22 protein-coding genes are annotated in these 21,362 nt (G+C 69.9%); 15 read left to right on the top strand and 7 right to left on the bottom strand.

Annotation, left to right across the window (positions count from 1 at the left end):
* Window positions 1–8: 8 nt before the first annotated feature.
* Entirely contained in the window at window positions 9–1,583 is a 1,575-nt protein-coding gene (locus BN1701_RS24720; protein WP_157368205.1) for a hypothetical protein, read from the bottom strand.
* Window positions 1,584–1,896: 313 nt separating this feature from the next.
* On the opposite strand from BN1701_RS24720, the gene BN1701_RS24715 reads away from it, so the two are divergent.
* A complete protein-coding gene (locus BN1701_RS24715; RefSeq protein ID WP_157368204.1) occupies window positions 1,897–3,063 on the top strand; it encodes a right-handed parallel beta-helix repeat-containing protein in 1,167 nt (388 codons plus the stop codon).
* A gap of 28 nt (window positions 3,064–3,091) precedes the next feature.
* On the opposite strand, the gene BN1701_RS24710 is transcribed toward BN1701_RS24715, so the two are convergent.
* Window positions 3,092–4,045, bottom strand: a complete 954-nt coding sequence (locus tag BN1701_RS24710; RefSeq protein WP_054052671.1) for a PD40 domain-containing protein — start codon at window positions 4,043–4,045, stop codon at window positions 3,092–3,094.
* A complete protein-coding gene (locus BN1701_RS24705; RefSeq protein WP_172803309.1) occupies window positions 4,042–5,286 on the bottom strand; it encodes an MFS transporter in 1,245 nt (414 codons plus the stop codon). Before BN1701_RS24705 ends, BN1701_RS24710 begins: the two co-directional genes overlap by 4 nt.
* Window positions 5,287–5,411: 125 nt before the next feature.
* Here BN1701_RS24705 and BN1701_RS24700 point away from each other — a divergent pair, with 125 nt between their 5' ends.
* The 7 genes from BN1701_RS24700 to BN1701_RS24670 all read left to right on the top strand — a co-directional run bounded on the left by BN1701_RS24700 (window position 5,412) and on the right by BN1701_RS24670 (window position 11,170).
* Window positions 5,412–6,812 (top strand): glycosyltransferase family 4 protein, encoded by a 1,401-nt coding sequence (locus BN1701_RS24700; RefSeq protein ID WP_054052667.1) that lies wholly within the window; start codon window positions 5,412–5,414, stop codon window positions 6,810–6,812.
* Between the two features lie 25 nt (window positions 6,813–6,837).
* Entirely contained in the window at window positions 6,838–8,154 is a 1,317-nt protein-coding gene (locus tag BN1701_RS24695; RefSeq protein ID WP_054052665.1) for a UDP-glucose/GDP-mannose dehydrogenase family protein, read from the top strand.
* Between the two features lie 97 nt (window positions 8,155–8,251).
* Entirely contained in the window at window positions 8,252–9,310 is a 1,059-nt protein-coding gene (locus BN1701_RS24690) for a cobalamin-independent methionine synthase II family protein (RefSeq protein WP_054052663.1), read from the top strand.
* A gap of 91 nt (window positions 9,311–9,401) precedes the next feature.
* Window positions 9,402–10,289 (top strand): helix-turn-helix transcriptional regulator, encoded by an 888-nt coding sequence (locus tag BN1701_RS24685; protein ID WP_054052660.1) that lies wholly within the window; start codon window positions 9,402–9,404, stop codon window positions 10,287–10,289.
* Complete coding sequence (locus BN1701_RS24680) at window positions 10,255–10,443, top strand: DUF397 domain-containing protein (RefSeq protein WP_197672139.1); 189 nt, start codon at window positions 10,255–10,257, stop codon at window positions 10,441–10,443. Before BN1701_RS24685 ends, BN1701_RS24680 begins: the two co-directional genes overlap by 35 nt.
* 39 nt (window positions 10,444–10,482) lie before the next feature.
* A complete protein-coding gene (locus tag BN1701_RS24675) occupies window positions 10,483–10,707 on the top strand; it encodes a DUF397 domain-containing protein (RefSeq protein ID WP_054052656.1) in 225 nt (74 codons plus the stop codon).
* A gap of 55 nt (window positions 10,708–10,762) precedes the next feature.
* Entirely contained in the window at window positions 10,763–11,170 is a 408-nt protein-coding gene (locus tag BN1701_RS24670; protein WP_054052654.1) for an Imm1 family immunity protein, read from the top strand.
* 11 nt (window positions 11,171–11,181) lie between these two features.
* On the opposite strand, the gene BN1701_RS24665 is transcribed toward BN1701_RS24670, so the two are convergent.
* On the bottom strand, window positions 11,182–11,997 hold the full coding sequence (locus BN1701_RS24665) for a hypothetical protein (RefSeq protein ID WP_054052651.1): 816 nt from the start codon (window positions 11,995–11,997) through the stop codon (window positions 11,182–11,184).
* Between the two features lie 64 nt (window positions 11,998–12,061).
* On the opposite strand from BN1701_RS24665, the gene BN1701_RS24660 reads away from it, so the two are divergent.
* Complete coding sequence (locus BN1701_RS24660; RefSeq protein ID WP_054052649.1) at window positions 12,062–12,271, top strand: sigma factor-like helix-turn-helix DNA-binding protein; 210 nt, start codon at window positions 12,062–12,064, stop codon at window positions 12,269–12,271.
* On the top strand, window positions 12,272–12,817 hold the full coding sequence (locus BN1701_RS24655) for a Clp protease N-terminal domain-containing protein (protein WP_054052647.1): 546 nt from the start codon (window positions 12,272–12,274) through the stop codon (window positions 12,815–12,817).
* Here the strand turns inward: BN1701_RS24655 and BN1701_RS24650 are convergent.
* A complete protein-coding gene (locus tag BN1701_RS24650; RefSeq protein ID WP_054052645.1) occupies window positions 12,796–13,428 on the bottom strand; it encodes a YitT family protein in 633 nt (210 codons plus the stop codon). The genes BN1701_RS24655 and BN1701_RS24650 overlap by 22 nt on opposite strands.
* Before the next feature lie 60 nt (window positions 13,429–13,488).
* On the opposite strand from BN1701_RS24650, the gene BN1701_RS24645 reads away from it, so the two are divergent.
* On the top strand, window positions 13,489–14,928 hold the full coding sequence (locus BN1701_RS24645) for a PLP-dependent aminotransferase family protein (RefSeq protein WP_054052644.1): 1,440 nt from the start codon (window positions 13,489–13,491) through the stop codon (window positions 14,926–14,928).
* 309 nt (window positions 14,929–15,237) lie between these two features.
* On the opposite strand, the gene BN1701_RS24640 is transcribed toward BN1701_RS24645, so the two are convergent.
* Window positions 15,238–15,960 (bottom strand): hypothetical protein, encoded by a 723-nt coding sequence (locus BN1701_RS24640; RefSeq protein ID WP_172803308.1) that lies wholly within the window; start codon window positions 15,958–15,960, stop codon window positions 15,238–15,240.
* Window positions 15,961–16,135: 175 nt separating this feature from the next.
* On the opposite strand from BN1701_RS24640, the gene BN1701_RS24635 reads away from it, so the two are divergent.
* The 4 genes from BN1701_RS24635 (at window position 16,136) to BN1701_RS24620 (ending at window position 20,180) form a co-directional block, all read left to right on the top strand.
* Entirely contained in the window at window positions 16,136–17,209 is a 1,074-nt protein-coding gene (locus tag BN1701_RS24635) for a S8/S53 family peptidase (protein ID WP_231949693.1), read from the top strand.
* Window positions 17,210–17,272: 63 nt separating this feature from the next.
* Entirely contained in the window at window positions 17,273–17,824 is a 552-nt protein-coding gene (locus tag BN1701_RS24630) for an RNA polymerase sigma factor (RefSeq protein ID WP_054052639.1), read from the top strand.
* Window positions 17,821–18,207, top strand: a complete 387-nt coding sequence (locus BN1701_RS36545; RefSeq protein ID WP_054052637.1) for a hypothetical protein — start codon at window positions 17,821–17,823, stop codon at window positions 18,205–18,207. The genes BN1701_RS24630 and BN1701_RS36545 overlap by 4 nt, the downstream gene beginning before the upstream one ends.
* Window positions 18,204–20,180, top strand: coding sequence for a CHAT domain-containing protein (locus BN1701_RS24620; protein ID WP_172803307.1), 1,977 nt, complete (start codon window positions 18,204–18,206; stop codon window positions 20,178–20,180). Before BN1701_RS36545 ends, BN1701_RS24620 begins: the two co-directional genes overlap by 4 nt.
* On the opposite strand, the gene BN1701_RS24615 is transcribed toward BN1701_RS24620, so the two are convergent.
* Entirely contained in the window at window positions 20,177–21,343 is a 1,167-nt protein-coding gene (locus tag BN1701_RS24615; protein ID WP_082860031.1) for a pyridoxal phosphate-dependent aminotransferase, read from the bottom strand. The genes BN1701_RS24620 and BN1701_RS24615 overlap by 4 nt on opposite strands.
* Window positions 21,344–21,362: the final 19 nt, after the last annotated feature.

Raw genomic sequence — 21,362 nt, 5'->3', positions numbered from 1 at the left:
CGTTAAGTCTAACCCGCCTGTAAGTTCGGGCGGTAACGCCACACTCTGTACGACGTTCCGTCACTCAGCGGATGCGTCAAGAGTAGGTCCTGCTCACACACCACCACAGTGAACTTCGTACCGCCACCCTGCTGCGGCTCGGTGAACCGCGCACACCCTGGCTCGCCGTCGACCGGCACGCCCGCCGAGGCGTCTCCACGCGCGTAGAGGGCCACGTCGCGGGCGGCCAGGAACTCCGGCGCCCGGCCATTGCGCAGCGCCTCCAGGTACTCGGCCGAGTTGACCAAGCCCTCCAGGTGCACGAGCGGCCGGTGCAGGTGGAAGCCGAGGCTGCCCGCGCGGTCACCCATGGCCAGCGGCAGCCCGAACGGGGTGAGGGCGTCGATCTTCGCGGCCACCGCCGGTCCCGCCTCGATGAACGCCGACCTGGCCACCCCGCCGCGCGCCGAGCGGACCGCGTTGGCCGAGGTCGTCGCGACGACCAGCAGGATCATGGCCACCGCGACGAGTCCGCGGGCGGGCACCCGGATCCGGCTCGCCAACGCGGGCCCGGCCAGGGCGATTGCCAGCGGCGCGGCCGAGAAGTACCAGGGCCACAGCTGCCAGCTCGTCGTCACCGCGTAGTAGACGACGACGAGAACTCCGCCGCCGAGGACCACCGCGCCGAACGCCGCCGCCCTGCCCAGCGCGCCACCGGCCTTGACCAGCAGGGCGCCGCCGACGACGAGAAGCCCCAGCGCGCCCAGCCAGGTCGACTGGCCGAACAGCACCGGCGAGGTGAGGAACTGGCCGACGACGTCGGTGTTGAGCCCGCCCGTCCCGCCTAGCGCCTTGGCCTGCCCTGACACCGGCATCGGCGTGTCGAACAGGGCCTGGTTGATCGCGAGGTACCCGGCCAGCACGACCGCCGGGAACGCCGCGAGCCACGCGCCCAGCCGCAGCCACGGCAGCCCCGCCCGCTTCCACGACACCAGGGCCAGCACGCCGAGCAGCGCCATCGGGAACACCGAGTCGAGCCGCGACAGGATCGCCAGCGCCATGAGCGCGCCCGCCGCCCTGGCGTGGCCGGGGCCGAACCCGTCGGCGGTGAATCCCTCGGTCCGCAGGTACGTCGCCGCCAGCCACAGCACGGCGAACAGCAGCAAGCCGGTCTCCATCCCGGAGAACCAGAACGACGGGCCCGCGGTGCCTACCACCAGCAACGGCGCCGCACACACCGTGACCAGCACGGGCCTACCGGTCAGCGCGCCGATCCGATCGATCTGGCGGGCCGAGGCCAAAAACAGGCCCGCTGAGACCAGCGTCACAGTAACGAGCGCCGCGTGACCCTGCGCGATCGAGAAGACCGGAACAAGTAGCAACAGCCACAGCGGGTGATAGCCGTTGGTCGGGTCCATGCCGTTGAACGTCGACCCGTCCCCGCCCGCGATGTGGGCGGCGACGCCGAAGTAATAGAACGCGTCGTCGTCGAAAAGCCCGACGACCCTGTCGTAGTCGGCGAAGATCGCGACCGCGACCCGGATGGCCGCGAGTACGCAGGCCAGGGCCACGGCGGACCGCCAGCCCAGGCGCGACGCGCGCACGGGCCGCTCCCTGGCGCCGGCGGGTACCGGACGCGTGCCTGTCTGCATGCCGGCTCCCGGTCTGCTGATGCGAGGGGTTCTCGCAAGGGATCGCACGGACGGTCGAATCGTTACGGAGGGTCGCCCACAGCCGATGAGGTCGGTGTCACACTGTTCGTGACCGCTCTGACATGCGGTTCGTGACCCTGTTGTGATCTGCGGAGCGATGTGCATAGAGTGCCGACCGGCCGGGCAGCCGCCAAATCACCACTGCCGGCCTGCGGGATCCCTTGTCCCGCAACGGGGGCGACTTATTGCCAACCGGAAGGATCTCATGTCCGCTCGACTCTCATCGTCTGCGGAGTTACGTAAGAGCCACGCCACGCGAGCCCGCAGGATCGCGGTCGCGGCGGGCGTGGCAGTGGGCGCGATCGTGCTCACGGCAGGCTGCAAGCCGATGGCGGGCAAGCCCGCGCCGGACCTGCCGACGCCGTCCACGACCATCACCATCGACCCGGTGCCGTCCACGGCACCCACCACCACGGCAGCGCCGACGACGACCTCGTCGTCCACCGCGGCGCCGACCACCACGGTCCAGCCGACCGCGACGGGCACTGTCTCCTCGCCCAAGCCCCAGCCCGTCCCGCAGCCTGCCCCTCCGGGTGGCGCTGTCGCCGCGGGCACCGTTCCGCAGCCCGGCCAGGTCGGGTTCCGCGGCGACGCCACGAAGCTCAAGATCGTCGACGGGCCGGGCAACGCACCGGCGGGCACCCGCTGGAACACCGGTGCCCTGCGGTTCAGCGGCAACGTGACCCTCGACGGCGTCCACGTCAAGGGCGGCATCGAGTACAACGGCGGCGGAACGCTGACGATCCGCAACTCGATCATCGAGGGCAACCACTTCAGCTGGGCCCCGCTGCTGGGCAACAGCGGCCACATCGACGTGCGCGACACGACGATCACCTACAAGGACAGCCAGTGGCCCGGCCCGCAGTGGGGCAACGGCGCCATCCACGGCGACGCCACGGTGACCGTCATCCGCTGTGACATCTCGGGCACGCCGGACGGCATCCAGAACGGCCCCGGCAACTCCACGATCGAGCAGAACTACATCCACGGGATGCTGCGCGCGGGTGCCTACCCGAACAACACGCACAACGACGGCATCCAGAACTACGGCGGCGCCAACCTGTCGATCAAGTACAACCGGATCGACATCAGCGCCGACGGCAAGGCCTACGACGGAACGCACCAGAACGCGGCCGTGTTCATCATGCCCGACGGCTCGTCGCCGTCGAAGAACCTGCAGGTGGTGGGCAACTACCTGGCCGGTGGCGGGTACATCCTGCGCCTGGGTTCGCCGATGAGCGGCACGATCGTCACCGGCAACAGGTTCGGTACGACTGCGGGCGGCTGGGGCGAGGTGCTGCTGGACAACGGCGGCATCAGCCAGTGGGCGAACAACGTCTCGGCCTCCGGGGCGCAGGTCCCGCAGCCCTAGTGTTCTGCGCGCCGTCCCCCTCGTCCGGTCAGGGCGAGGGGGACGACGCTGTGGGGACCAGTTCGGTCGGGTCGGCCGAGCCGTCGGCGGGGGAGCTGAAGATCGTCGGCGCGCCGCCCTGGCGCGCTTTCGCGTAGGCCAGCGTGGCGTCGTCCAGCCAGGCCGCCTGGTCGTCGACGCCGTCGGAGCCGGGCAGTTGGGTCTCCCGGCCCGCCGCGAGGTCCAGCACGAACAGCTGCCAGGTGCCCAGGCGTCCGCCGCGCTTCTTGTAGGCCACGCGGGTGCCGTCCGGGGACAGCGACGGGCATTCCGCGCCGGTCCGCGCCGTGGCCATCGATCGGCTCGCGAAATCGCCCTTGACCAGCCACGTCGTGCTCCCGGAGCCCAGCGTGGCGTAGAAGGTGTTGTCGTCATCGGCGAACGTGACACCCCAGTAGTTCTCGTTCGTCCGGTCCTCCGCCTTGCCATCGATGGTGGTGGCGAAGCCTTCCAGCGTCTCCACGAGCGCGCCGGTCTTGAGGTCGAGGATCCCGGTCCTGGTGGAGAAGCCGCCGGGGGCGAGGTAGGAGTCGCCGGTGACGAACACCGTCCACGACACCATCCGCCCCGACGCCGACACCCGTGCCCGGCTGGGTGTGCCGGGCAGCGGCACGGACTTCACCTCGGCGCCGGACTTGTCGATCACCGTGGCGCTGTACGCGCCGGGCAGGGTCATCTTCAGGCACACCGTCGTGCCGCCCGCGGTGTAGACACGCAGGCACTTGAGGTCGCCGGTGGAGCGGTTGCCGTCCTTGTCGATCCTGGTCACCAGGTTCTGCCCGCCGCCGTTGTCGACGTAGGTCAGCGCGGGCGTGCCCTTCGCCGCCGCCGCGGGCTGCTGCGATCGCACCGTCGTGACCACGTAGACCGTGGCCGCCGCGACCACGAGCACTATCGCCACGATCCCCGCGGCGATCCTGTGCCGAACGAACCAGTCCCTCACCGCGTGACCTCCGGCCGAATGAGCAGCGCCACCCCGACCAGGGCGGCGACCATGGTGCCGAGCGCGATGAGCACCGACCAGGTGAAGTCGAGCCGCTGCAGCAGCAGTCCAAAGCAGACGGACGAGGCCAGCCGGGCCAGCGCCTGTCCGGTCTGCACGATAGACAGCCCGCTCGCGCGCAGCCGCTCGGGCACCAGGGTCGAGCCGTGGGCCATCAGCACGCCGTCGGTCGCGGCGTAGAACAGCCCGTGCAGCGCGACCGTGACCAGCACCAAGGCCACTCCGGTGAACGGGCCGAGCAGCAGCAGGTACACCGCCGCGAGGACCACGTGCCCGGCGAAGAACATCCGCCACCGGCCGAACCGGTCGGCCAGCTTGCCCAGCGGGGTGGCGGCCAGCAGGAACGTCAGCGCCGTGCCGACCGGCATCAGCGCCAGCCACGCTGGTGACACGCCGGACACCTTCTGCAGCACGACGAACACGAACACGTCGGAGATGGTGGCCAGGCCGAGCAGACCGGCGGCGATCGTCGTGCGGCGCATCGCCTTGTCGCGCAGGAGATCCAGGCTGTCACGCACGGTGATCCGCTTGGCGGGCACCCGCTCGCGGCTGGGCTGCCGGACGAAGAACACCAGCACGATCAGCCCGAGCAGGCCGAACCCGAAGCTGATCACGAAGATCGGTCCGGGGTTCGTGGTCAGCCAGGTGAGGATCGCGAAGGTGACCAGCGGGCCGAGCAGCGCGCCGATCGTGTCCATGGTGCGGTGCACCCCGAACGCGGCGCCGAGCCGCTCCTTCGGCGTGACGAGCGAGATCATCGCGTCGCGCGGGGCCGTCCGCAGGCCCTTGCCCGCCCGGTCGAGCGCCAGCACGCCGCCAAGACCCACCGCGGACGCGCCGACCGACGGGAAAACTAGTTTGGTGCCCGCCGAGAGCCCGTAGCCCACCGCGGCGACGGCCTTGTGCCGGTGCACCCGGTCGGCGACGTGCCCACCGACCAGCCGCAGCACCGCCGTGGCCCCGGTGTAGATGCCGTCGAGCAGGCCGAGCTGGAGGTAGGACATCTGCAGGTTGAAGATCACATAGACCGGCAGGAACGCGGTGACCATCTCCGCGGAGATGTCTGTGAGCAGGCTCACCGTCCCCAGCAGCACCACCGTCGTCGGTATTCGGCTGCCGCCGCCTGCGCCAGGCAGGGGCGTGCCACTGGTCCCCCTGGTGGATGCCACATACACCCGCATACCTCCGCAGCTGGTCCGCGTGCCGCGGTGCCTCATGGAGCACATCGGCTGACGACCACGGTCTGTAACAAGATTGCCCGCGCGCCCGAATCAGTCCGTGACTCCCGCAGTAGGAAGAGGTACCCGTGGCGCCGCACGTCCTGATCATCGTGCAGAACCTGCCCGTCCCGCTTGACCGCAGGGTCTGGCTGGAGTGCCGCGCGCTGCGGGCGGCCGGGTACGAGGTGTCGGTCATCTGCCCCAAGGGCCCCGGCGACCCGGCCTACGCCGTGCTCGACGGCGTCCACCTCTACAAATACGCCCCGCCCAAGCAGGCCGACGGGCTGCTCGGCTACGCGTGGGAGTTCGTCTACTGCTGGCTGCGCACGGCCGCGCTGACCCTCAAGGTCCGCCGCCGCGCCCGGTTCGACGTCATGCAGGCCTGCAACCCGCCGGACACCTACTGGGCGCTGGCGCTGCCGTGGAAGGCCACCGGGGTCAGGTTCGTCTTCGACCACCACGACCTCAACCCCGAGGTGTTCCGCTCCCGCTTCGGCGAGCCCAAGTCGCTGCCGTCGAAGATCCAGCTCGCCATCCTGAAGTGGTTGGAGCGCCGGACCTTCCGCACGGCGAACCGGGTGATCTCCACCAATACGTCCTATCAGGACATCGCGGTGAACCGCGGGGGTGTGCCGCGTGAACACACGACTGTCGTGCGTTCCGGCCCGGACACCTCCGTGATGCGTCCCGTTTACGCCGACCCCGCGGTCCGCCGCGGCGGTCAGCACCTGGTGGCCTACCTCGGGATCATGGGCCCGCAGGACGGGGTGGACGGCGTGCTGGAGGCCGCCGACCGGATCGTGAACCTGCACGGCCGCAAGGACTTCCGCTTCGTGCTCCTCGGCTTCGGCGACTGCCTGGAGGAGCTCAAGCAGCAGAGTTCCGACCTCGGCCTCGACGACTACGTCGAGTTCACCGGCCGGGTCGGCCCCGAGCAGATCGCGAAATACCTGTCGGCGGCGACGATCGGCCTCTCGCCGGACCCGCGCAGCCCGCTCAACGACGTCTCCACGATGAACAAGACCATGGAGTACATGGCCTACGCGCTGCCCGTGGTCGCCTACCGGCTCACCGAGACGGTGGTGTCCGGCGGCGACTGCGCGGTCTACGTCGAGCCGGGCGACAGCGACGGCCTGGCCGACGCCGTTGTGGAGTTGGCCGACGACCCCGCGCGCCGGGCCGAGCTGGGCACCGCGGGCCGCCGCCGGGCCGAGCAGGTCCTCGACTGGCGACCGCAGGCGCAGGCCTATATCGGCGTGTATGACGAACTTCTCCAGTTCGATTCCGCGGGCCCGTTCCCGGACGGCTGGCCGACCACCGACCGCAGGTCGGACGGGGCGCGCGCGGAGCTGACCGACCAGTGGGGCAACCAACTTGTCGATCTTCGCGACGAGAGGGCATTGCGGGCGTTCGCCGCGACTCGCATCATGACGGCGCCGGAACAGCTGACCGAGCCGCTGAGCGGCCCGGGGCCACAGGCAGGCTGAACCGAAGTTGCGGGAGGGGAATTCGGTGTTCGTACGACGGATCGCCGTGATCGGGACCGGGTACGTCGGGCTCACCACCGGGGCGTGTCTCGCCTCGCTGGGCCATGACGTGGTGTGCGCGGATGTCGACGCGGACAAGGTCAAGCGGCTCTCGCAGGGCGAGGTCGACATCCTCGAACCGGGTCTGGCCGAACTGGTCGCCGAGGGCATCGCCGCCGGTCGGCTCACCTTCGTGCTCGGCGCGGCCGCCGCGGTCAAGCACACCGAGCTGGGCCCGGAGGTCGTGTTCCTCTGCGTGCCGACGCCGATGGGCGTTGGCGGGGTGGCCGACCTGAGCATCGTCGAGTCGGTCATCGAGGAGGTCCGCGACCTGCTGCCCACCGGGGCGGTCATGGTCAACAAGTCCACGGTCCCGGTCGGCACCGCCGAGCGCACCGAGGAACTGCTCGTGCGCGAGGACGTCGCGGTGGTGTCCAACCCGGAGTTCCTGCGCGAGGGCTCCGCGGTCTACGACTTCCTCAACCCCGACCGCATCGTCGTCGGCGGCAGCAAGCAGGACGCCGCCGAGCGCGTCGCGGCCCTCTACGCCAAGCTCGGCGCCCCGACGGTGCTGACCGACGCGCCCAGCGCGGAGCTGGTCAAGTACGCGGCCAACTGTTTCCTGGCGATGAAGCTGTCCTACGTCAACGCGGTCGCCGAACTGTGCGACCGGCTGGGTGCCGACATCACCGACGTCACCGAGGGCATGGGCTACGACAAGCGCATCGGCCAGGCGTTCCTCAACCCCGGCCCCGGCTGGGGCGGCTCCTGCCTGCCCAAGGACACCTCGGCGATGCTCCAGCTCGCCGACGCCGCGGACTTCGAGTTCCGGCTGATCCGGGCCACCATCGACACCAACACGCGCCAGCGGCTGCGCATGGTGGAGAAGGTGCGCCACGCGGTCACCGGCAAGCGCGGCGGCTCGCTGTCGCACGTGAAGATCGGTCTGCTCGGCCTGACGTTCAAGGCTGGCACCGACGACCTGCGCGACTCACCCGCCCTGGCCGTCGCGGCCCTGCTGCGTCAGGCAGGCGCCGAACTGGTCGGCTACGACCCGGCCCTGCGCCCGGAGACCCAGCACCCCGAACTCGCCCCGGTGCGCGTGGTGGCCGACCCCTACGAGGCCGCCCAGGACGCCGAGGCGCTGATCGTGCTCACCGAGTGGCCCGAGTTCCGTTCGCTGGACTGGAACCGCCTCGCAGACGCGGTGCGCAAGCCGATCGTCGTCGACACCCGCAACCTGCTCGACCCCGCCGTGGCGCGGCGGGCCGGGTTCGAGTGGATCGGCGTCGGCAAGAATTGATCTCTTTGGGTTAACCGGGGCCGGAGGGCTACTCCGTCCGGCCCCGGTTAGGCCAGCCTTACTCGGTGACCCCCAAGATCACCGAGAGGACCTCCACGTGTCGCTGCCTACAGAGCCGATCGGAAGCATCCCTCGCCCCATCGCGCTGATCGAGGCCTTCGGCAACCACGCCGCAGGCCAGATCACCGACGCCGAGCTGGCCGACCTGTCCGACGAGGCGCTGGTCGACACCCTGCGCCGGTTCGAGGAAACCGGCTCCCCGGTCATCACCGACGGCGAGCAGGGCAAGCCCAGCTTCGCCACGTACCCGATCGCGGGCCTGGCCTCTTTGGACCCCGACGGCGCGGTGATCCCGTTCGCCGACGGCCACACCCGCCAACTGCCCAAGCTCACCGGCAAGTTCAGCTACCAGGTCCACGCCGACGCTTATCTGAAGAAGGCCCGTGCCCACACCTCGCTGCCGGTCAAGCAGGCCGTGATCGCCGCGTCCGCGCTGAGCCTGCTCTACCCGGCCGACGGCATCGCGGGCTACGACCGCGACGAGTTCCTTGCCGACCTGGTCGACGGTGCCGAGGCGGATATCCGACGCAGCCTCGACGCCGGTGCCGACAGCGTCCAACTCGACTTCACCGAGGGCAGGCTGTCGCTCAAGCTCGACCCGTCCGGCGGCCTGCTGCGCCAGTTCGTCCAACTCAACAACCAGGTCCTGGACCGCTTCAGCCCGGACGAGCGCAAGCGTATCGGCGTGCACACCTGCCCCGGCGGCGACCAGGACTCGGTGCACAGTCTCGACGTCGACTACGCAGACCTGCTGCCAACTCTGTTTGAGCTGCACGTCGGCAACGTCTACGTGCAACTGGCCAGCGAACCCGACCCGGAACGCGTCCTGTCGGTGATCAGGGACCAGCGCCGCCCGGACCAGCGCGTGTTTGTCGGCGTCATCGACCCGATCAGCCCCGTGGTGGAGACCACGGAACAGGTCCGCGACCGCGTGCTGATCGCCGCCCAATACATCCCGGCCGACCACCTCGGCACCTGCGACGACTGCGGCTTCTCGCCGTTCGCCGACGACGTGTCCACCTCGCGCGACACCGCGTTCGCCAAGATCGCCGCCCGCGTCGAAGGCACCCGAATGGCCACCGCCGAGCTGTTCTAACCCGTTCCGGTCCCCAAAACGCCTAAGTCGATGGGGTGCACTCCCTCGTTGAGTGCGCCCCATCGGCCTGCGTGTTGCTTATGTTGGCCCAATGGGTTTGAAGAACGGGGCAGCCAGCCGAGAGCTGGGTGCGCTCCTGCGCAAACATCGGGAAGCCGCCGGGCTGACGTTGATCCAGCTCGGGGAACTGGTCGGCCGATCAGCCCCCAGCCTCTTCCGGCTGGAAGTAGGCGAACGCGGATCCTCGACAGAAGTCGAGGTCGTCCACTACCTGGTCGCCTGCGGCGCCGCCTTCCAGGATGTCCAACGCCTGGTCCGCTTCAGCCGTGAACTGAGCGACGAACGCGGCTATTGGCTGTGCTCACACGGCGAGTGGATGGGCGACTCGCTCCGATCCCTGGTCTTCCACGAGAGCTCCGTGGCCCGATCGCTGAGCTATGAACCAGAAGTGATCCCCGGCATGCTGCAAACCGAGGCATACATGCGTGCGCTATTGCTCCCCAATGTCGCCCCCGGCGCCGACGTCGAGCGAAGCGTGCAAGCCCGGATCGAGCGACAGTGCACACTGTTCCGGCGCAACGCGGCCAAGTTCACGTTCCTCGTCCACGAGCGAGCCTTGCGAACGGTCGTGAATGACCGCAGGACCATGGCGGAGCAGCTGTTGGCCATGCTGTTTCTCGCCGACCAGTGGAACATCAAGATCCGCATCGTGCCCGAAGGGCAGTCCTTCGGCGGCTCCTTCCGGATCTTTGAGTTCGACAGGTTCAAGACCCTCGTCTATCTGGACAACCACGTCGGTGGCCTGTTCCTCCAGGACAAGACGCATGTCGAGAGCTACACCTCGGTCCTGCGCCGCGTCGCGGCAGTCGCCCTGGATGCGCAGGACTCCCGGATGCTTATCGCCGATCTCGCGGGAGAGCATGATCGGGTGGAAGACTGTAGGAATGACACAGGACGGGTGGCGCAAGAGCAGCTTTAGCACCGGGGGCGAGCAGTCCGATTGCGTTGAGGTCCGGCTCAGCCCGGACCTCGCCCACCTCCGCGACTCGAAGAACGCCGACGGCCCCACTGTCGCCGTCACCCCCTCCGCCTGGGCCACATTCGTGGAGCAGTTGGTGGTCGACCGCCCCTGACCGTTGCTACCACCGCCCGAAGCCTGAAGGATCGCCCAAATGACTCACGCCAGGTGGCGCAAGAGCAGCTTTGGCGGTGGCGAGCAGTCCGACTGTGTCGAGGTCCGGCTCAGCCCTGACCTCACCCACCTCCGCGACTCCAAGAACGCCGACGGCCCCACCCTCGCCGTCACCCCCACCGCCTGGACCACCTTCGTGGAGCACCTGCCTGTCCGTCTCCGACGTTGCCGCCAACGCTCGGAGATTCGTGTCGTCTTCGGCTGAGATCGAAGCGATGCGTGGTGGCCTTCAGCCCACCGTGCCCAACCGGAGGCGCCCAGTGGTCACGCTAGAGGTCTGGTATGACCAAGAACCGGAGAACGACTTCGGGCCAGGCGACCCTCCAGTAATCATTCGCACTGAGGCCGAATTGCACGGATTCATTGATCGAGTGCTGGACGAGACCAGCACTCACGAAGCGCCCGCCATGATCCAAGCGGTCAATGCGGATGACCCGCAGTCCGCAGTACTCCAGGTCGGTCTTGGGCAGAGTCTGGGATTCATCGGGTATGGCGCGGCAGATGGCGGCTGGACGCAAGGGAAAGGAAGCCCCGACGTTCGGGTCGAATACATCTACATGGGTAACCTCAGTGAGGTCCGAGCCAGCGTTGAAGTGCCGATCGAAGTAGTTCGACAGGGGCTCGTGGAGTTCTTGGAAACGGGCCAAAGGCCGAACGCGATTGTGTAGCCAGCCGAAGCTCAGCTGAAGTCCAGATACACCAGCGCCTGGTCGTCGTGCGGCTTCACCCGCGGCCACCGCTGCCCGTCCGGGTCCGATTTCTCCGCCTCCCGCACCGCGTCCAGTACCGCCTGAGGTCCAGCCGACGCCGCCAGAGACCGCATGTCCTCCCAAGAGAAGATCCCGTAGTCGTCCACCCCGCACGACACCCCGTCACTCGCCATCAGCACCGCGCGCACGTCCGCGAGCGGCCATGACGCCCGCACCGCCTGGTGGGCCGCCGCAGGCACGGCCTCCGCGACCCAGAAGCCGCCCTCGGTGTTGCGGAACTGGTCCAGCCGGTCCCCCGACGCCTGCAACGCCTCGCAGTGCCCGGCCCCGAATCCCTCACCCCGGCTCAGCCTGCCCCGGTAGCCGCCGGGGGGCAGCGACCGCAGCCGGTCGTCGGCCACGACCTCGACCGCGTCGGCTAGGAACACCGCCACCGGACTGTCGCACAGCACCAGCGCCTCGACCGTCGTGTCGTCCCACCGCACGATCGACACCGTGCTCGACGGGCTTTCCCCCGGTGTGAACCCGTTGTGCCGCGCCACGGATCGGATCGCGGCGGCCACGTGCTGGGCGAGGTCGATCTCCGGGGCGGCCGTGAGCCGCCCGGCCAGTTGCGCGCCGAGTTCGCGGGCGTAGGAGCCGCCGCTGGGCAGGTCCTCGCGCAGGGTCGACGCGCCATCCAAAAGGATCACCGCCTCGGGCAGCACGACCACGACGTCCTCGCTCGGGCGCTCCCGCCCGTCGAGTCCGACTCCGGCTGCCTCCGCGATCCCGAATCCCGGCATGCCGCCATCCTGCCGCTGTCAACCGGGGTTGACAACACCAGGCCGTCAACCTATGTTGACAAACATGGCAGAAGCAACCCACTTGGCCACCGCCGCGGGGGACAAGGACCCCCGCGTCGGCCTCCGCGCCGTCGCCGCGCTGCGCAAGCTGCTCGAACAGCTGGAAGCCGTGCAGGTGCGCAGCGCGCGGGTCGACGGGTGGTCATGGCAGGAGATCGCCGACGAGCTCGGCGTGAGCAAGCAGGCCGTCCACAAGAAATACGGGAGGCGCTAGATGTTCGAAAGGTTCACCAAGACCGCGCGAGTCGTCGTCCGCGACGCCGTCCATATCGCCGAGCAGGAGCACGCGGCGCTGATCCGGCCGGAGCACCTGCTGCTGGCGATGCTCGACCAGGACGGCACCACCGCCACCAAGATCCTCGCCGACCACGCCGTCACGACCGCCGCCGTCCACGACGCGCTCCAGCGCGCGCACCGCAGGGGCGGGCTGACCGACGCCGAGACCGCCGCGTTGACCGAGGTCGGTATCGACGTCGACGCTGTGGTCGCCGCGCTCGAGCAGACCCACGGCGAAGGCGCGCTCACCCCGGCCAAGCGGCCGCGCACGTTCGGTCCACGATGGAGGGTGCCGTTCGCGCCCGACGCCAAGAAGGTCGTCGAGCGGTGCCTGCGCGAGGCGCTCGACCGCGGCGACCGGTCCATCGGCGACGAACACCTGCTGCTCGCCCTGCTCTCCGTCGGCGGGGTCGCCGCCGAGGTGCTGACCGCCCTCGGCGTGACCCACCATGGCGTGCGCGCCTACTTGGCCCGCGCGTGCTGATCCCACGACACCCATGGCAGAAACGCCTGTGCCAGCGGGCCGATCGCGACCGCGTAGAGCGCCGTGCCCAGGCCGACCGTGCCGCCGAGCAGCCAGCCGGTGACCAGCACGGTCACCTCGATGCCGGTGCGGATCCAGCGGATCGAGACGCTGGTCCGCGCGGCGACCCCGGTCATCAGCCCGTCGCGCGGGCCGGGGCCGAGCCGGGCGCCGATGTAGGCGGCGGTCGCTAGTCCATTGAGGACGATCCCGGCGGTGAGGAACAAGACCCTGGGCGCCAACGACTCCGGCGTCGGCAGCAGCCACAGACCCACGTCGACCGACACCGAGATCAGCGCGATGTTGGCTATCGTGCCGACGCCGGGCCGCTGTCTCAACGGGATCCAGCACAGCATCACCAACACGCCCGTGATCGCGGTGATCGTGCCGAAGCTGAGCCCGGAGCGCTTGTGCATCGCCTCGTGCAGCACGTCCCACGGCGCCAGGCCGAGCGTCGCCTCGATCTGCAGCGCCATGCTCGCGCCGTAGAGGGCCAGGCCCCCGAAGAGCTGCGGGAGGCGGCGCCCGGGGGCGACCCGGACCGGGACATGCTGAAGGTTCACAGAGGCCATGGCACCATGTTGACCCGCATTGGTCTTCTTCTCGATGGCCAATCAGGTTTAATTGGCTACATGACAGTCCCAAGTGGCCGCGTCTCGCGCCAGCAATTGGTCCGCTTGCTGGGCGAGTGGCGGGCTCACGGCAGTCGGCAGGGGTCCACGGGCCTGGCAGCGGGCATCCGCCTGCTCGTCCTCGACGGCCAGCTCCCGCCCGGCACACTCCTGCCCGCCGAACGCGAGCTGGCCGACGCGCTGAGTGTCAGCCGGACCCTGGTCGGCACCGCGTGGGACCTGCTGCGCGCCGACGGCCTGATCGTCAGCAGGCGCGGGTCCGGGTCGTGGACGGCGCTGCCCGCCGCGCCCGACCGCCGCTGGGAGGCGCCGGACCAGCCGCTCGACCTGGCCCGTGCGGCGCCCGAGGCGGTGGCGGGCATCGCCCCCGCGATGGACGCCGTGCGTTCCCGCTTCGCCGCCGAGCTGGCGGGCCACGGCTACCACGACTACGGCATCGACGTCCTGCGCGAGCGGATCGCCGAGCGCTACACCGCCCGCGGGCTGCCCACCGACCCCGCCGAAGTCCTGATCACCAACGGCGCCCATCACGCGTTGGCGCTGGTCCTGCGGTCCATGACCGGTCCCGGTGACCGGGTGTTGGTCGAGCTGCCGACCTACCCCAACGCCATCGACGCGATCAAGGCCGCGCACGCGGTCCCGGTCGCCGTCCCGTTGCTCGACGACGGCTGGGACCTGCGCGGCATCGAGGCCGCGCTGCGCCAGTCCGCCCCCCGCCTGGCCCACTTCATCATCGACTTCCACAACCCCACCGGCCGCAGGCTCGACGCCGAGGGCCGATCCCGCCTGGTCAGCGCGCTGCGCCGGGCCCGCACACCGGTCGTGGTGGACGAGACCCTGGTCGAACTGGACCTCGACGGCGACCCGCTCGACGGCCCGGCCCCGCTGCCCGCCTTCGGCGGCGGCCTGGTGATCGCGGTCGGCTCGGCGAGCAAGTCGCACTGGGGCGGGCTGCGGCTGGGCTGGGTGCGCGCGCCGGAGGAGGTGATCGGCAGGCTCGCCGCCGCGCGGCACGCCTACGACCTCGGCTCGCCCGTGTTCGAGCAACTGGTACTCGCCGAGCTGTTCGCCGACCAGGACGCAGGCCTGCGCGCCCGCCGCGCGCAGATCGCCGAACGGCGGAACGTGCTGGTCGCGGCGCTGCGGGAGCACTGTCCGACCTGGGAGTTCGAGGTCCCCGCAGGCGGTCTGAGCCTGTGGTGCCGCCTGCCGGAGCCGATCGGCACCCGGGTCGCGGTGACCGCGCAGAACCATGGGGTGCGGGTGGCGCCGGGATCGCGGTTCGCCGCGCACGGCGGGCTGGAGCGGTGGCTGCGACTGCCCTACACGCTGCCCGAGCCACACCTGGTCGAGGCGGTCCGGCGGCTGGCGGTGGTGGCCGAGTCGGTCACCGGATCGCCTGGTGTGTCGGGTCCATCCGGTGACATTCCAGTCGCGTGACTAGCTTTCGTCGTTCTGAACCAGATAGAAACCGAAGTGCGCTGGATGGCGTAACACGTTGACCCGTTCGGGTCTCGTGGCCATCCAGCGCACTTCGACGGTCGTCCGCCGCCAAGGTCATTCGGCACAGCCCCTCGGTGTGCCGGATGACGGGGACGACCTTTAGGTGCCCCGGCGCCGCGGGGGCATCGCGGCGCCGGGGCCAGGGTCCCGATCTGCACAGGCGCGGTCGGCAGATCGGGCTGTGAAGATGGCTGAAGGAGGGGTCAGGGCCTCAACGGGCAGACCTGTCCCCTGAACGTGGCCGGATCAGTCGGGTGAGGAAGCGGGCAGACCCGCGTCACGACCGGGGTGGTCGTCGACGTCCTGGGCCGCGACGCCCGCGTACGCGAGCGGGGAAAGCGGGTCGTGACCAGCGGGAAGGCCGGTCATCCCACGGGCATGTCCGTTGGTGTCGACCGACGAGGAAGCCGGTGCGGAACTCGCCAGCGGCGCACCGGGCGCGGTCGGCTGTTCTGGCACCTGCGGCGGGTCGGCCTGCCGGGGCGGGGTGCTGACGACCTGGTTGACGGGGGTCGGGGCGGGTTTGGGGACCTGGACCTGCACGTGCGGCCGAGCGGGCGCCTTCGCGACATGCACGACCGGCACGGGTGCGGGAGCGGGTGGCGGCGCGACCCACACGGGCGGCGGCGCGGGCTTGGGCGCGGGGACGGGCTTGGTGTTGACCGCGGGCGGCGCGCTGACGACTTCCGGCTGCGGGCGCTGGTTCGCGGCGGGCTGGGGCTCGGGCTCGGTCACCGGCTGGGGCTCGGGCTCGAGCGGGGCGGCGTTGACGCTGTTGGACGCTTTCCCCGACGCGCCACCGACAAGTGGCGCCAGTACTTCGTCGACAAGGCCATGCGATTTGTCCGGTCGCGGCTTGTCCTCAGCGGACGCTGTGCCCGCGAACAACAGCCACGCACCGATCACGGCTCCCAGGACGACGACGAGCCGCACCAGCAGGGTCTTCACCGTGCGGTCCACACTCGTCACCACCATCCGTGGTCCAGCGGCAATCGCTACCCGGAGCAACCAAGCCACTATCCACGACTCGATCGCATTTCTGCACCCTAACCGCGTGCGATCCACCCGGAAAGACGGTGAATGGCCGCACTCCGGGCGCCCCACGATCACGGAGTGTGGAATTCACCACTCCGGGTGACATGCCGTGCGCTACTCGCCGGACCGCGTCACGGTGTCCGATGTGCACATTCACGAACTCGCCGACCGCCACCCGGGCCTGCACCTGCACGACCCCGGCGGCCCCACCGAGTCCCTCATCCGCCGCGGCGAACTGCTGGTCGCCCGGTCGGACCTGCCCCGGGTCGAAGTGGCACTGAGCCGCTGGATCGATCGGGTGGAGGGCCCAGCGGTGGTTCGACTCCGACCGGACGTGGACCCGGTCGCGATCGCCGCCGACCATCCCGGGCTGCCGATCTCGATCAACCACGTCCACACCGTCATGGTCGGCTCCCCGATCCTGCACGGCACGGGCGCGACCCCGGTGCCGGTCCCGCTGCCGCCCGCGCCCGCCGTCGAGGTCTGGGACACCCCGGTGACCGTGCTCATCCTGGACACCGGCGTCGACGCGCATCCTTGGTTCACCGACCGCCCCTGGTTCGGTGAATGGGGCCCCCACCAGGAGATCCTCGACCTCGACGGGGATGGGGTGGCCGATCAGCAGGCAGGCCACGGCACCTTCGTCACCGGGATCCTGCTGCGACATGCCCCTGGTGCCACCCTGCGCCACCACCGGGTCCTGACCTCCCACGGCCTGACCGACGACCGCACCGTCGCCACCGCCCTCCGCCGAACCCGCGAACACGCGGCGTCGGTCGGCGAGAAGATCGACATCGTCGTCATGACCTTCGGCTGCCACACTCCAGACGACCAGTGCCCACCGGTCCTGGCCCGCGAACTGGAGAAGTTCGGGGACACCCGATTCGTCGCGGCCGCGGGCAACACCGCGACCACTCGCCCCTTCTGGCCCGCAGCCCACCCGGCCGTCATCGCCGTCGGCGCGACCACAGCCGACGGTCAGCCCGCCCCGTTCTCCGGCCGCGGCCCGTGGGTCGACACCACGGCCCCCGGCGTCGACATCGTCAGCGCCCACGTCCGCCTCACCCCAACCACCCGTGAATACGGCGCCGCCCGCTGGAGTGGCACCTCATTCGCCGCACCCCAGGTGGCCGCCGCCCTCGCCACCGCGCTCCACAAGGGAGCGCCTCACTCGATGGTGTGACCTGCGGAGCCGTCTCCCGTTGATCGTCGTCCGACCGCCGGAAACGATCAACGGGAGGACACAGTGGACACTGCGGAGCTCGTCCGCGAGGCAGGTGCGGGCGACCAGTTCGCCTGGCGGGAGTTGGTGGACCGCTTCAGCGGACTCGTCTGGCGGGTCGCCCGCTCCCACCGGCTCACCGACTCCGACGCGGCCGATGTCAGTCAGAGCACGTGGATCACGCTGGCCGAGAACATCACCGGCCTGCACGCGCCAGACCGTCTCCCGGCCTGGCTGGTCACCACCGCGCGCCGGGAGTCGCTGCGGGTCATCGCGGACCGGGCGCGGGTGGTGGTGTCGGAGGCGTTCGATGATGTTCCCGACGAGAACGCACCCGAGACGACGACTCTGCGCACCGAGCGCGACGACCTTCTCTGGCGGGCCTTCGCCACTCTCCCGGAACGCTGTCGCACGCTGCTAGGCCTCGTCGCCTTCGCCCCCGGGCTCAGCTACGCCCGCATGGCCAGGGCGATCGGCGTCGCCCCGGGCAGCATCGGCAACACCAAGGGCCGCTGCCTGGACACCCTGCGCCGCACGCTCGCCGTGTTCGGCATGCCGGAAGAGGTGGCCGGATGACCGACGCCGACCTGCTCGCCGACCTCGCGGGCATGCTCGACCGCCTCGACCCGGTCCCCACCCGAGTCCACCGCGCCGCCGTCGCCGCCGGAGCCTTCCTTGGCGCGCGATGGGATTGGCTGGCCCTGACCCCGACCCCGGCCGCCGCGGTTCGCGGCGAGGCCCGGATCTGGCGTTCGGCCGCCTGCGTGATCGAACTGTCCGACCACCTCTCCGGGCTGCTGGCCATCCCGGTCACCCGCGTGGAACTCCACAGCGGCGAGGGTGTGGTCGAGGTGCCCGTGGACGTGGTCGGCGGCTTCTCCGCGCGAGTTTCCGGCCGGGTGCGCCTTGTCCTGCACCGAGACGGCGACGTCCCCTTGGTCTCGGAGTGGCTCTCATGACCTGGACCCGACACCACGCCGCCGCCCTCGCCCACCAGGAACGCGGCGAACCACTCCTGGCCAAACCACACGCCCGCCGCGCTCTCGCCATCGCGGCGACGCGGGCGCAGGCAGCGGAGTCCGAACTGGTGCTGGCGTGGATCTGCCAACAACTCGGCGACCACACCTCCGCCAGTCGGTTGATCACCACCGCCAAGCCGAAGCTGCCCACGCGGCTACGTGGACGGGCCGATTGCCTGACGGGCCTCCGACTCTGCATGGAGGCCGACCACAAGTCCGCCTTCGACGTGCTGAGCGCGGCAGCGGATGCCGTGGAAGATCCGCGTTGGCGTGCCAACGCGCTGGTTGGGGCCGGGGTGAGCGCGGGATACCTGCACCGTTTCTCCTTGGCGCATGACCTGTTGGACGAGGCCCGCGCCCTGTATCGCGGTCTCTCCGAGTTCGAGCGGGCCGCGACTTGCTTGCACAACAAGGGTTTCGTCGCCGCACAGGCCGGTGAGTTCGATCGGGCACTGGTCCTCTACGCGGAGGCAGGCATCGATGCCACCCGCCGTCCAGAGGTGTTGGTCGATCGGGCCAATGCACTACTGGGGACGGGTCGCGTGGAAGAAGCGGGGAAGGCTCTGGCCCGGGCGTCCTCGTTGCTCGGCGTCGCCGGGCGTGGTCCGGACTTCGCCGAGGCGACTCTTGCCCACGCGCGGTGCGCACTGCGCGCGGGTGACCGCTCGGCTGCTGTGACCTCGGCTGAGGCGGCTGTCGAGTTGTTCCAGGCACAGGGCCGGCCCGCGTGGGCCGATCGAGCCGTTGCCGTTCGGCTGCGCGCGGCCGGAAAGCCTTCCGCTCCGGTCGCAGTGGCCTGTGAGCGGGCGGGGTGGCTGGTCGAGGCGGCCGAGTTGCACTTGCTGGGTGGCCGGGCGGATCTGGTTGAACGGCACCGGCATGCCACGTCAGCTGAACTTCGCTCACTTGGCTGGTTGGCCAGGAGTCGGACCGCGAAGACGCGTCAGGGTGTGTTCGCCGCTTGCCGTGCGGGCATGCCTGATCATCGCTTGGCCGCGGCGGGGCTTTCGGAGGCGGTGGCGGGTGGTGATCCGCGGACCGTGTTCTCGTGGATCGAGCCTGGATCGCTGGACGTGGCGGGTCAGCTGGGTGAGCGGGCGCTGGTGAATCTGTTTGTCCATAAGGGACAGATGATGGCTGTTTCCGTGGTGCGGAGCCGGTTCCGGCTGCATGAGTTGGGTTCGGCTGAGCGGATAGTCGCGGCCGGTGAGATGTTGCGGCGGGGGTGTGCGCTCGCGGCCCGCGGTGGCTGTGGGGAGCCGGTCGCGGCAGCGGCGGCCGTTGACGGGCTGGTGGCGGAGGTGTCGCGGGCGGCTGGTGATCGGGAGTTGGTGATCGTGCCTGGTGATCTCAGGATTCTGTGGTCCGCGTTGCCGTCGTTCATCGGGAGGCCGCTGGTGGTGGCGCCTTCCGCGTCGGCTTGGGTGCGCGCGGATCGGGTGCGGCCTGCCAGGGGAGACGCGGTGTGGATCGCCGGGTCTGGGCTTTCGCACGCGTCAGCGGAGGTTGAGGATCTGCGGACTCGCCACGGCGGTGTCGCGTTCACCGGGGAAGCGGCGACGGTGCGGGCTGTCGCGTTGACGAGGGGTGCGCGGCTGGTTCACATCGCCGCGCATGGGCGGTTTGGGCCTGCGCTCGCGTTGGCGGACGGTTTGCTGAGGCCCGCCGACTTTCGGTCTGTCCCGGGTCAGGTGGTTTTGGCCGCGTGCGAGTCGGCTGGGTTCGCCGAGTCGTTGTTGGCTCGCGGGACCGCTTCGGTGATCGCGAGCGACATTCCTGTGCCGGATGGGCGGGCTGGTTCCTTCATGCGCGCGTTCCACGCAGGAGTTGCCAGCGGTCAGCGGTTTTCGCAAGCGCTTGCGGAGGCCCAGATGGCGCACGGCCACCTGGGTTTCCTCTGCTTCGGCGCCTAGCCCAGCTTGTGGAGGCGTTCGATGGCTTCGTCCAGGATCTCGTCCTTCTTGCAGAAGGCGAAGCGGACCAGGTGGCGCCAGCGGTCTGGGTTGTCGGTGAAGACCTGGACCGGGACGCCCGCCACGCCGATTCGGCCTGGGAGTTCCCTGCACAGTTCGAGACCGTCGGTGAAGCCGAGTGGTCGGACGTCCGCGCACACGAAGTAGGTCCCCGCCGTCGGACGCACGCCGAACCCGGCCTCTGCCAAGCCCGCTGACAAGCGGTCGCGCTTGTTGGCCAGTGAGTCGCGCAGGTCCTTGACCCAGGCGCTCTCGTGGTTGAGGGCGTGGGCGATGGCGGGCTGGAAGGGGGCTCCGCCGACGAAGGTGAGGAACTGTTTGGCCGAGCGGACCGCCGCCACCAGTTCGGCGGGGCCGCAGACCCAGCCGATCTTCCAGCCGGTGCAGTTGAAGCTCTTGCCCGCGCTGGAGATCGTCAGCGTGCGGGAGGCCATGTCCGGGAGGGAACCCAGCGGTACGTGCCGCAGACCGTCGAACAGCAAGTCCTCATAGACCTCGTCGGTGATCGCCAGGAGGTCGTGTTCGACGCAGACGGCGGCGATCTCGGCGAGTTCTTCTGCCGTTAGGACAGTGCCGGTCGGGTTGTGGGGCGTGTTGACCAGGATGGCCTTGGTCGCGGGAGTCACCGCTGCCCGGAGTGCGTCCACGTCGAGGCCGAACCGGCCGGAGGGCTCCTCGGCCAGAGAGACCACGCGGCGGGTGGCGCCGGACATGGCGACCGAGGCCGCGTAGGAGTCGTAGTAGGGCTCGAACATGATCACTTCGTCGCCGACGTCGACCAGGGCCAGCAGGGATGCGGCGATGGCTTCGGTGGCGCCGACGGTCACCAGGATCTCGGTGTCCGGGTCGAAATGGGTCCCGTAGCGCGAGCGCTGGGCCGCGATGGCCGCGCGCAGTTCGGGGCGGCCGGGGCCGGGTGGGTACTGGTTGATCCCCGCGCCGATCGCTTCTTGGGCGGCGGCGAGCATTGCGGCGGGGCCGTCGGTGTCCGGGAAGCCCTGGCCCAGGTTCACCGCGCCAGTGCTCACCGCCAGTGCGGTCATCTCGGCGAAGATCGTCGACGTGAACGGGCGCAGCCTGGGTACAAGGGTGGTTCGAGGCACGGAACAGCATCCTCACGGA

It is taken from the genome of Alloactinosynnema sp. L-07, from assembly GCF_900070365.1.
In the GTDB taxonomy this organism is placed as follows: Bacteria; Actinomycetota; Actinomycetes; order Mycobacteriales; family Pseudonocardiaceae; genus Actinokineospora.
This window is presented reverse-complemented; position numbering and strand designations above follow the sequence as displayed.